The sequence below is a fragment of the Lactobacillus gigeriorum DSM 23908 = CRBIP 24.85 genome (assembly GCF_000296855.1).
Classification (GTDB): domain Bacteria; phylum Bacillota; class Bacilli; order Lactobacillales; family Lactobacillaceae; genus Lactobacillus; species Lactobacillus gigeriorum.
Window position 1 is genome coordinate 1 of record NZ_CAKC01000031.1, and the last position, 10,932, is coordinate 10,932.

The 10,932-nt window shown below is 36.0% G+C and carries 15 protein-coding genes and 1 pseudogene; 14 read left to right on the plus strand and 2 right to left on the minus strand.

Going from position 1 to position 10,932, the window contains the following annotated elements; all coding sequences use genetic code 11:
• The 9 genes from BN52_RS02870 to rpsI all read left to right on the plus strand — a co-directional run.
• The coding region (locus BN52_RS02870) for a small ribosomal subunit protein uS11 (protein ID WP_040473332.1) at nt 1-182 on the plus strand (182 nt) is incomplete at its 5' end.
• A 45-nt stretch (nt 183-227) separates the two neighbouring features.
• Nucleotides 228-1,166, plus strand: coding sequence for a DNA-directed RNA polymerase subunit alpha (locus BN52_RS02875; RefSeq protein WP_008472671.1), 939 nt, complete (start codon nt 228-230; stop codon nt 1,164-1,166).
• Between the two features lie 28 nt (nt 1,167-1,194).
• On the plus strand, nt 1,195-1,578 hold the full coding sequence (gene rplQ / locus BN52_RS02880; RefSeq protein WP_008472672.1) for a 50S ribosomal protein L17: 384 nt from the start codon (nt 1,195-1,197) through the stop codon (nt 1,576-1,578).
• Between the two features lie 175 nt (nt 1,579-1,753).
• Nucleotides 1,754-2,602 carry an energy-coupling factor transporter ATPase gene (locus BN52_RS02885; protein WP_040473333.1) on the plus strand — a complete coding sequence of 283 codons (849 nt, stop codon included), beginning with the start codon at nt 1,754-1,756 and terminating at the stop codon, nt 2,600-2,602.
• Nucleotides 2,578-3,423, plus strand: coding sequence for an energy-coupling factor transporter ATPase (locus tag BN52_RS02890; protein ID WP_008472674.1), 846 nt, complete (start codon nt 2,578-2,580; stop codon nt 3,421-3,423). Before BN52_RS02885 ends, BN52_RS02890 begins: the two co-directional genes overlap by 25 nt.
• Nucleotides 3,424-3,427: 4 nt before the next feature.
• The gene (locus tag BN52_RS02895; RefSeq protein ID WP_008472675.1) at nt 3,428-4,225 is read left to right on the plus strand and encodes an energy-coupling factor transporter transmembrane component T family protein; all 798 of its coding nucleotides are present in this window, start codon (nt 3,428-3,430) and stop codon (nt 4,223-4,225) included.
• Nucleotides 4,225-5,013, plus strand: coding sequence for a tRNA pseudouridine(38-40) synthase TruA (gene truA / locus BN52_RS02900; protein WP_008472676.1), 789 nt, complete (start codon nt 4,225-4,227; stop codon nt 5,011-5,013). The genes BN52_RS02895 and truA overlap by 1 nt, the downstream gene beginning before the upstream one ends.
• A 104-nt stretch (nt 5,014-5,117) precedes the next feature.
• Nucleotides 5,118-5,561: a 50S ribosomal protein L13 gene (gene rplM / locus BN52_RS02905; protein WP_008472677.1), complete on the plus strand. Its 444-nt coding sequence runs from the start codon at nt 5,118-5,120 to the stop codon at nt 5,559-5,561.
• A gap of 11 nt (nt 5,562-5,572) precedes the next feature.
• Nucleotides 5,573-5,968, plus strand: a complete 396-nt coding sequence (gene rpsI, locus BN52_RS02910; protein WP_008472679.1) for a 30S ribosomal protein S9 — start codon at nt 5,573-5,575, stop codon at nt 5,966-5,968.
• Between the two features lie 118 nt (nt 5,969-6,086).
• Here the strand turns inward: rpsI and BN52_RS02915 are convergent, their stop codons facing one another.
• The gene (locus tag BN52_RS02915; RefSeq protein ID WP_008472680.1) at nt 6,087-6,671 is read right to left on the minus strand and encodes a DJ-1 family glyoxalase III; all 585 of its coding nucleotides are present in this window, start codon (nt 6,669-6,671) and stop codon (nt 6,087-6,089) included.
• Between the two features lie 126 nt (nt 6,672-6,797).
• On the opposite strand from BN52_RS02915, the gene BN52_RS02920 reads away from it, so the two are divergent.
• The 5 genes from BN52_RS02920 (at nt 6,798) to BN52_RS02940 (ending at nt 10,148) form a co-directional block, all read left to right on the plus strand.
• Nucleotides 6,798-7,553: a sulfite exporter TauE/SafE family protein gene (locus tag BN52_RS02920; RefSeq protein WP_008472681.1), complete on the plus strand. Its 756-nt coding sequence runs from the start codon at nt 6,798-6,800 to the stop codon at nt 7,551-7,553.
• Between the two features lie 56 nt (nt 7,554-7,609).
• A complete protein-coding gene (locus tag BN52_RS02925) occupies nt 7,610-8,290 on the plus strand; it encodes a histidine phosphatase family protein (protein ID WP_008472682.1) in 681 nt (226 codons plus the stop codon).
• A 64-nt stretch (nt 8,291-8,354) separates the two neighbouring features.
• Nucleotides 8,355-9,245 carry a cation diffusion facilitator family transporter gene (locus BN52_RS02930; RefSeq protein WP_008472683.1) on the plus strand — a complete coding sequence of 297 codons (891 nt, stop codon included), beginning with the start codon at nt 8,355-8,357 and terminating at the stop codon, nt 9,243-9,245.
• 16 nt (nt 9,246-9,261) lie between these two features.
• Nucleotides 9,262-9,447, plus strand: a complete 186-nt coding sequence (locus tag BN52_RS02935; protein WP_008472685.1) for a hypothetical protein — start codon at nt 9,262-9,264, stop codon at nt 9,445-9,447.
• 17 nt (nt 9,448-9,464) lie between these two features.
• Nucleotides 9,465-10,148 (plus strand): 2,3-bisphosphoglycerate-dependent phosphoglycerate mutase, encoded by a 684-nt coding sequence (locus BN52_RS02940; RefSeq protein WP_008472686.1) that lies wholly within the window; start codon nt 9,465-9,467, stop codon nt 10,146-10,148.
• Here BN52_RS02940 and BN52_RS02945 read toward each other — a convergent pair.
• Nucleotides 10,120-10,932, minus strand: a pseudogene (locus BN52_RS02945) (glycerophosphodiester phosphodiesterase); the annotation flags it as partial. The gene BN52_RS02940 and the pseudogene BN52_RS02945 sit on opposite strands and share 29 nt — an antisense overlap.

The following is a 10,932-nucleotide window of genomic DNA, read 5'->3' on the forward strand; positions in this document are numbered from 1 at the left end:
CAGCTAAGAGTGCAATGGACCAAGGAATGAAACATGTTGAAGTTTCTGTAAAAGGTCCTGGTGCTGGTCGTGAATCTGCTATTAGATCGCTTCAAGCAACTGGTCTTGAAATTACTGCAATTCGTGACGTTACGCCAGTTCCCCACAATGGTTCTAGACCACCAAAACGTCGTCGTGTTTAGTTTTGTCCTTTTTGTGGGACGTAGCGTTTTGAAAGGGGCCTAGTAATGATTGAATTTGAAAAACCAAATATTACCGTTGTTGAACAAGAAGATTCTTACGGTAAGTTTGTTGTTGAACCACTAGAACGAGGCTTTGGTACCACTTTAGGTAATTCTCTTCGTAGAGTGTTGCTTACTTCGATTCCGGGTACAGGACTTGTTTACGTTCAGATCGATGGCGTTTTACACGAGTTCTCAACAGTTCCTGGTGTTCGTGAAGATGTTACCAAGATTATTCTTAATTTAAAGAAACTTGAGTTAAAGTCACTTACTGATGAACAAAAAGTGATTGAATTAGACATTGAAGGACCTGCTACTGTAACTGCTGATGATCTTCAAGTTGGTGCTGACGTAGAAGTTTTGAATCCTGATCAATACATTTGTACTATTGCCGAAGGTGGACACCTGCACATGCAAATTGCCGTTAAGAACGGTAGAGGTTATGTTGCAGCTAGTGACAATAAGAGTGATGATATGCCAATCGGCGTGATCCCTGTGGATTCTCTTTTCTCACCAATTAAGAAGGTTAACTATCAAGTTGAATCTACTCGTGTTGGTAAGAGAGACGACTTTGACAAGCTCACTTTTGAGATTTGGACAGACGGTTCAATCAACCCTAATGACGCCCTTAGCTTTGCAGCTAAGATTTTAGTAGAGCACTTCAAGGTATTTGAATCTGCTGATGCTAATTCTAAATTTAGCGAAGTAATGGTGGAAAAGGAAGACGATAAGAAGGAAAAGAAACTCGAAATGACTATTGAAGAGTTGGATCTTTCTGTTCGTTCATATAACTGCCTTAAGCGTGCAGGCATTAATACTCTACAAGAGTTAACTGATAAATCAGAATCAGATATGATGCGTGTACGTAATTTAGGGCGTAAATCATTGGAAGAAGTTAAAAACAAATTGGCTGATTTGGGTCTTTCACTTCGTAAAGAAGATTAGTCCAGTCAGCAAATAAGGAGGCAAACTCATGGCATACCGTAAATTAGGTCGCGATAGTGCACATAGAAAAGCAATGCTAAGAGAAATGACTACTCAATTGATCATTAACGAACGCATTGTTACTACTGAAGCACGTGCAAAGGAAATCCGTAAGACTGCCGAAAAGATGATTACTTTAGGTAAACGCGGTGATTTAGCTGCTAGAAGACAAGCTGCTGCTTTTGTACGTAATGAAATTGCTGATATCAAGGAAGAAAACGATGCAGTTGTTGTTAAATCAGCATTGCAAAAGCTTTTCAGTGATGTAGCACCTCGTTACAAGGACCGTAATGGTGGTTACACCAGAATTATGAAATTGGCACAAGCTCGTAAGGGTGATGGTGCGCCAATGGTTATTCTTGAATTAGTATAATTCAGAAACAAGTAACTTAATAGCTATTAAGAATTATCCATGAAAGTGAGAATAAGCGCGATGATGATGGCGAAAGCTTAGTCTAGCTTAGGTGAAATCTCACCCCTCTTCATGGATGATTTTTTTTATGCTTTAATGGTAAAATAGGATTCGTTAAATGTTTTAAGGTGGTGAAATCGTGGACAATATTATCAGTTTTAGCAATGTTTCATTGACTTATCCAGAAGCTAAACGACCAGCGATTAATAATATTAGTTTTAACATAAAAAAAGGATCATGGACTGCAATCATAGGTCACAATGGAAGTGGTAAATCAACGATTACTAGATTAATAAACGGGCTTCTTATACCAGACAAAGACTCAGATACCATAATTGAAGTTGATGGTATCAAATTAAGTGATGATACAGTTTGGCAAGTAAGAGATCGAGTAGGAATTGTTTTTCAAAATCCTGATAATCAGTTTGTTGGTGCAACGGTTGCTGATGATGTGGCTTTTGGACTTGAGAATAGAGGTGTACCACGTGAGCAGATGTTAGATATTGTGGATAAAAGCATTGCTAACGTAGGCATGATGGAATATAAATTTGCTGAACCTTCTAATTTATCGGGTGGTCAGAAGCAGAGAGTAGCTATTGCCGGGATCCTTGCTGTTAAACCTCAAATAATAATTCTAGATGAGGCAACTTCCATGCTTGATCCTAATGGTCGAAAGAGCATTTTAAGCTTAGTTCGTAAGATGCAAGCAAAAAATAATTTGACTGTTATCTCGATCACTCATGATATTGATGAAGCAGAAAAAGCCGATGATATTATTGTTCTCGACGATGGGGTAATTATTGATCAAGGAGCCCCTGAAACAATATTTAAACAAGCTGATTTAATTGAAAAGATCGGCTTAGAAGAACCTTTTATCTACCGGTTAATGACAAAATTAAGAGAAAATGGAATCGATATTCCGAATAAAATTAAGAGTCAGGAAGAGTTACTTGAGTATTTATGTCAATTGAATTTAAAAATGTAAATTATGTTTATTCACCGGGTTCACCTTTAGAGAAAAAAGGATTGGATAACATAAATTTTACTATTAAAGAAAACAAATTTATTACACTAATAGGTCATACAGGAAGTGGTAAATCTACTTTAATGCAACATTTTAATGCTCTTTTGAAGCCTACTAGTGGTGAAATAAAAATTGCTGGAATAACGATTACACCGCAAACCAAGAATAAGAATCTCAAAGAATTGAGACGAAGAGTCAGTTTAGTTTTTCAATTTCCTGAAGCACAGTTATTTGAAAACACCGTAATAGATGATATTGCATTTGGCCCTAAAAACTTTGGCTATACGGATGAGGAAGCAAAAGAATTGGCTGGGAAATGGCTCGAAAAAGTGGGCTTACCAGCAGAGGTTGCTACTAAATCTCCATTTGACCTTTCAGGGGGACAAATGAGAAGAGTAGCAATTGCTGGGGTGATGGCTTATCAACCGGATGTTTTATGTCTTGATGAGCCAGCAGCTGGACTTGATCCACAAGCTAAAGCACAGATGATGCAATTGTTCTTGGATTATCAAAAAGAAGGACATACCGTTATTTTAGTTACTCATAATATGGATGATGTAGCTGAATATGCGGATGATGTATTAGTGCTAGAACATGGTAAATTAATTAAGCACGGAAGTCCAGAAGAGATTTTTTCGAACCCAAGCTGGTTGAAAGAACATTATTTAGACTTACCAACAGCTACCAAATTCGCAAATCAATTAACAAATTATGATTTTGCAGAAACGCCATTAACCCTCAACCAATTAGTACAGGGAATTTCCAAGAATGTAAAGGAGTGAGTCTGTGAGTAAGATTATTATTGGACGCTATATTCCTGGTGATTCATTAATCTATAAAATGGATCCTAGAGGAAAATTACTTGCAACGATCTGCTTTATCTTTTTTATCTTTTTAGCTAATAACTGGATCACGTATTCGATTACAGTATTTTTTTCTATTGTTGCAATTCTAGCTACAAGATTAAGAATAAAAGTATTATGGGATGGAATAAAACCACTTATTTGGTTAATTTTTTTCACTTCATTACTACAATTGTTTTTCACAACTGGAGGTACTACCTATTGGCAATGGACGATTTTTACTATATCTAGTTATGGCTTAACCAATGCTGTCTATGTTTTTATCAGATTTACATTGATTATTTTAATTTCGACAGTAATGACACTAACTACGATGCCATTAGAAATTGCAGACGCAATGGAGTGGCTATTAAGCCCTCTAAGACTGATAAAAGTTCCAGTTGATAAGATTGCTCTTGTAATGTCAATTGCTCTTAGATTCGTTCCTACGCTGTTTGATCAGGTGCTTAAAATAATGAATGCCCAACGATCACGGGGGGCTGATTTTAGTAGTGGAGGATTGATCAAAAGGGCGAAAGCAATCGCACCATTATTGGTTCCGCTCTTCATAAGTTCATTAGAAACGGCGATTGATTTATCGACTGCAATGGAATCTAGAGGCTATAGAGGTAGCCAAGGAAGAAGTAGATATAGAATTTTGAAATGGTCAAAATATGATTTATATAATTTGTCATATTTTGTACTACTTGTAGGATTATTATTAGTTTTTAGGACACATTGATGACAACAAGATATAAGATGACTTTGGCCTATGATGGGCATTTATTTCATGGCTTTCAAATGCAACCTGATCAAAGAACCATTCAAGGAACAATTGAAGCTGCATTAACAAAAATGACCAAAGGTCAGCGAGTAATTGTTGAAGGCTCTGGAAGAACTGATGCAGGAGTGCATGCACTAGCACAGGTAATTCATTTTGATTATCCTGGGAAAGAAATTCCTGCTGACCATATGTTAATGGCGTTAAATTCAATGATGCCAACAGATATGGTTTTTAAAACGTGTGAAATTGTCAATGAAGATTTTCACGCAAGATACAGTATAAAAGGAAAGTGGTATAGATATCGTGTCAGCCTTGATCATTTTGTAAATCCATTTAAACGCTATTATACTGGTCATTATTCGTATCCTGTCGATCTTGAAAAAATGCAGGAGGCAGCTAAAGATTTACTAGGAACGCATGATTTTACTAGCTTCGCAGCCAGTGGTGGACAAATTATTGATAAAGTTAGAACGATGTATTATGTCAAAGTATCTAAAGATGAAGAAGAAAATGAGATAATATTCGATTTTATTTGTTCTGGTTTTCTTTACAATATGGTTCGTATTATGGTGGCAGCATTGCTTGAAATCGGCAATGGCAGAAGGCCGGTTCATGACCTAGTAAGAGTGATAGCGGCTAAAGATCGACAAGAAGTTAGATTAACTGCACAGGGCAGTGGACTATACTTATATCATGTTTTTTATGACGAAATCCCAAATAAATATCGATTAGATAAGCAAATCTAATTGACATTTGTCGAAAAAGGACGTAATCTAATATAGTATGTTTGTCCACGATAGGCCCCGGAAACTTATTGTTTTCAAACTGCAAATAAACGGAGGAATTTAAATTGCGTACTACACCATTAGCTAAATCTAGTGAAATTGAACGTAAGTGGTATGTTATCGATGCAACTGACGTATCTTTAGGTCGTCTTTCTGCAGCCGTAGCCACTATTTTGAGAGGTAAGAATAAGCCTCAATATACACCAAATGTTGACACTGGCGACAACGTTATTATCATTAACGCTGCTAAGCTTAAGTTGACTGGAAAAAAGGCTACTGACAAGATTTACTACCGTCACTCTGATTACCGTGGTGGCATCAAAGCCACTCCAGCTGGTGAATTACTTGCTAATAACCCAGTTAGATTAGTTGAATTGTCAGTTAAGGGTATGCTTCCAAAGAACTCACTTGGTCACCAAGAATTCTTGAAGATGCATGTTTACGCTGGTGCTGAACACAAGCACGAAGCTCAAAAGCCTGAAGAATTAGACATTAACAAATTAATCTAGGAGGTTAAATAATGGCACAACAAGCTGCATACATTGGTACTGGCCGTCGCAAGAACTCAGTTGCACGTGTTCGTTTAGTACCTGGTAACGGTAAGATCGTTGTTAACGGAAAAGATGTTGATGAATACATCCCATTCCCTAACTTAGTTAAGGACTTAAAGCAACCTTTGACTTTAACTGAAACTGATGGTCAATATGATGTCCACGTTAATGTTAACGGTGGTGGTTTCTCAGGTCAAGCTGGTGCAATCCGTCATGGTATTGCTAGAGCTTTGCTTGATGTTGACCCTGATTTCCGTAGTCCTTTAAAGAAGGCTGGATTCTTAACTCGTGATCCAAGAATGAAGGAAAGAAAGAAGCCAGGTTTGAAGAAGGCTCGTAAGGCTTCACAATTCTCAAAGCGTTAATATTTTATATCAACGTTTTGCTATTGTCAGTTGGTCACAGTACAAAAGTGATTTCAACGAAAAAAACATTCGCGTTTGCGAATGTTTTTTGTTTTGCTCAAAATTATGTATATTGGGATTACAAGCTTTGTGCGATATTTTCAGATAAATAATTATATAACATGTCTTTCTTCAATTGAGTAGTATCGACACCCAATTGTTCAGCTATCTCATAAGCATAAGCCCACGCAGTTGTAGGTCCACGGCTTGTAATTACTTTCTGTGTTTTATCAGTCACAGTAATATTTTTATAGAATCTTCCTGTAGGTGCCTCTGCTTTTGTTTGCTCATCAAAACCTGGATAGCATGTATAATCGGTATCTTTCAACAAACCGTAACGAGCTAGCGCAATTGGAGCCGCACACATCGCAGCATTCCATTTATGCTCTTCATGACGTTTGATCATTAAATCCTTTAATTCCTGACTATCTCTTAAATTTTCAGCGCCCTTTGAACCACCTGGAAAAGCAACTAAGTCATAATCTAAAAGAGAGTTATCAACAATTTTTTCACAGGTAATTAAAATGTTGTGTGCCCCAGTTATAGTTTTACTTGTTAAACCAACCATATCGGTTTCAATGTTCAATCTTCTTAAAACATCAACAACGCTAAGCCCTTCAATTTCTTCACAACCGTTTGCAAAAACGACGGCAACTTTTGGCATAAAGATCATCCTTTCTATTCATTAGTTAATTATACCTACATTTAAACTTTTTAACAAAATCACAAGTGGACAGATATTGGTAAGAAGTGCATAATAAACTCAAAAATATAGAAGGTCTTGAGAAATTTGACAATAGGTATATTCATTTTTTTAGTTATAGCAGGAGTACTTGCTGGCATGGTCTCAGCAATCGCAAGTATGGCTTCACTGGTTTCATATCCGGCTCTTTTAATAGCAGGAGCGGCACCAGTAATTGCTAATATAACAAATACTTCAGCATTAATTTTTACGGGAATTGGTTCTACTTTATCTTCCCTTAAAGAAATGAAAGGTCATTGGAAAGAATTAGCAAAATATGCTGTTGTTATGGGAATTGGAGCCGTAGTAGGTAGTTTGTTACTAGTTATTTTTCCAGGGAAAATTTTTGAAAAAATCGTTCCATTTCTAGTTCTGCTCTCTGGGGGCATGTTGATTATCAGTGGAAATCCTAAGTTGACTGCTCTTGCACAAAATAAAACTTCCAAGACCAAGTTTTTCGCCTATATTGGAATGATTTTTTGTGGAATCTATACTGGTTACTTTGGAGCAGCTGCAGGTGTCATTAACTTAATTATATTACCGTATTTGAGCGATGCTAAATTCATAACCATTAACGCAATGAAAAATATTTTAGGTTCGTTAGGTAATTTAATTGCACTTTGTATCTTTATTTCAGGTGGAAAAGTAAAATGGAGTTTTACAATTCCGCTTGCAATAGGATTATTTATTGGTGGATATTTAGGCCAAAAAACGATAAAGTATTTATCAGCGAAGCTTGTACGGTGGATAACCGCATTTTTCTCAGTAATATTAGCAGGATACTTGCTTTATAGTGCATTTTAGAAAAAGATTTTGTTAAAATATAGTAATTGAAGTTATTCACAGAAAAGGGGGATTTAATGGCAACAGAAGTTTACTTAGTTCGACATGGCGAAACGATGTTTAATCAACTTAACAAAGTACAAGGTTGGTGTGATTCGCCGTTAACAGTAAAAGGGATTGATGATTTGAAGAGAACTGCAACTGCTTTAGCTCAAGTTCACTTTGATAACATGTATTCATCTGACTTGAAGCGAGCAATTGATACGGTCCATTTGATGAAGGATGCTAATCAGGTTTCTACAATTGGTAAAATTCGTAAGTTACCAGAATTCAGAGAAGTTTTCTTTGGTAGTTTTGAAGGTGATGATATTGATCAAACCTGGGATCAAATCGCTCAAACTGCAGGAATTGGTCATGAAACCAATGTTCAAAAAATTATTAATCGCGTAGGATTAAGAGAATTTCGTGCTGCTACAAAAAAGGCAGATCCAAGACACTTGGCTGAAGATATGCCAGAACTTGATAAACGAATGGTAAAAGCAATTGCTACTTTGCAGGAAATTACCAAGAATGAAAAGCGTGTTTTGTTAGTTTCTCATGGGGATTTTATCAAGACATTAGCAATTAAGTATTGGAACCAGAGTGATGGTCAACATGATATTATCTTTCCTGATAATGGTAGTGTAACAAGAGGTATTCTACATTCCAATGGTAAATTCGAAATAGTAGATTACAATCAAAAAGCGATTGATTTATAAGAGTCTCACTGCATAAGTGGGGCTTTTTTGTTACACTATTGTAGAGAAGGGATGGTTATTAGGAGTGAAAAAAGATCAAGTAACTAAAAGATATTTAGCAGTAACTTTGTTAAATATCATCATAACTTTGGTAGAATTTATTGGTGGTGCGCTGTCGGGGTCATTGGCTTTATTATCTGATGCAGTACACAACTTAAGCAATGTAGGTGCGATTATTCTATCATTTGTAGCGCACTTAATCAGTAAAAGAAAGAGAGATCAGTGGAAAACTTTTGGCTATGAACGGGTTGAAACTTTAGCTGCTTTTACTAATGGTGTAATTTTGATAATTATTAGTATTTTTTTACTTTTTGAAGCTATTCAGAGGTTCTTTGATCCTCAACCGGTAAAAGGTGGATTAATGTTAACTGTAGCGGTGGTTGGATTAGTTGCTAATGCAGTATCGATGCTTGTTATTGGGATGCATGCTAAAAATAATTTAAATATCAAAGCAACAGTTCTACACATGATGAGTGATGCACTTTCCAGTGTTGTAGTCGTCATTGGGGGATTAGTGATAATGGTTACGAAGGTATCGTGGCTTGATCCACTCCTAACAATTTTGGTATCCATTTTTGTTTTCATTGAAGCTGTAAAAATTAGTATTAAAGCAGCAAATGTATTAATGGAAACCAATCCAGACATAGATTTGGAGAAAATCAGAACAATTGTTTTAGCGCACCCTGAAGTCAAGCATTTGCATCATGTTCATATATGGCGTTATAGTGAAGATTATATAATGCTTGATGCCCATTTAAATGTTGATTATGATCTGCCAGCAGGAAAATTTGAGCAGCTGTGTCAACAAATTTCAGACCAATTAGCAACTTTGGGAATCAATCATGTTAATTTTCAAGCTGAGTGTGAACGAGGCAAAAACGATGAAATGATTGCAAGTTTTGGACATGAAGAATAAAAATTGAGGTTAACAAATGAATGGAGAAATAAATATTTTTACAGCTATAATAATTATTATCGTAGGCTTATATGACATTGCAATTGCAATTAATCGCCGACATCAAGCAGCCAATCGTAAAGGAATTATTGCTTATGCGGTTTTAGGAAGCATCTTTTTAATTGCAGGACTGATCTTGTTGATAACTAAATTGATAAATTAGAGAATGAAGGCAGACTAATGGTAAAGTTAGTTTTAGTAAGACACGGTGAAAGTATTGCAAATGCAGAAAATGTTTATACCGGATGGAATGATGTGCCGTTAACGGATAAAGGGATTAGGCAAGCTAGAAAAGCAGGCGAAGCTTTAAAAACACTTAATGATTTTTATCCGACTCATATTCATACTTCGGTTTTGTCGCGAGCAATAGTAACTGCCAATATTATCGCAGAGACCTGCGGATTTTTAGCATTGCCAATTACCAAAACTTGGAGACTTAATGAACGACATTATGGAGCCTTAAAAGGTACTAATAAAGATGCTTCGCGTTCAATTTATGGTAAAGAACAAGTATTACTTTGGCGTAGAAGCTTTGATGCAATTCCACCCTTACAAAAACAACCTCTAAATGACCGAAGATATTCTTTGTTAGACCCTAAATTGATTCCACGGGCAGAAAGTTTGCATCAGACACAAGATCGTTTGATGCCTTATTATTATGACCAAATTGCAAGTAGGATGCGGTTAGATCAAGATCAATTGGTTGTGGCACATGGTTCAAGTTTGCGCGCTTTAATAAAAAAGCTAGAACGGATTAATAACCAAGAAATTATTAACTTAGAAGTACCAAATGCAGAACCGATAATTTACACTATGGATGCTGATTTAAAAATTATCAAAAAACAGATTTTAACTGTCGAATAATTTTCTCAGTAGCTAGATTTTGTTCAAAGATATCAGAAGTAGATGCTTCATCTAGTCTAAATTTTAATAGTGCGATATTGTTATAACGATTTAAACGTTTTTGTTGCTGGTACTTGTGTAATAAAGAATCGTTGAAGAATCCATAGAAGAGAATTTGTCTTGCTTTGATCCATCCCTGATTTGTATAGATCCAAAGGCTCTTAGGACTCCCATTAAAATTTAAAATTGTGTATAACTTGTTGCTTTGCAGTTTTTTATTAGTCTTAGCTAAATTATTGGGGTACTTATAAATAGAGATATCCCTTTGTGGCTTGGCAATAATTTTTTGATTGTGATAAACTTGAACGTCGTTTTCAGTTAGGTCCAAAGTCACAAATTCAGCCGAAATAAAAGTATGCTTGGCGATCTGATAATACCAATGATTATCAATATTGACACCATACATAATCTTCAACTTTTGACCAGGATAAATGTATTGTTTCTCATGCACTCTGATGTAGGGGTTCATCATTGTCGGTGTTTTTTGTTTTCCAAAGTATATTCCTGTTCGGTTAATTGGATACTTCTTACTTCCCATTTTTGCTAGTTTATATTTAAAGCCTAATTCGGGAAAATTGGTTACTACGCCATCAATATTACGATTGATTAACCATTCCCAAAGCGAAGGGGATTCATTCATTTCTGTCCACACGAATACTTTTTTATGCAAACTATGAAGCCAATGAATCAGCCAAGCATGTTCTTGAATTACATCGGCAGCCACATTAACGGCACCAACTTGCGG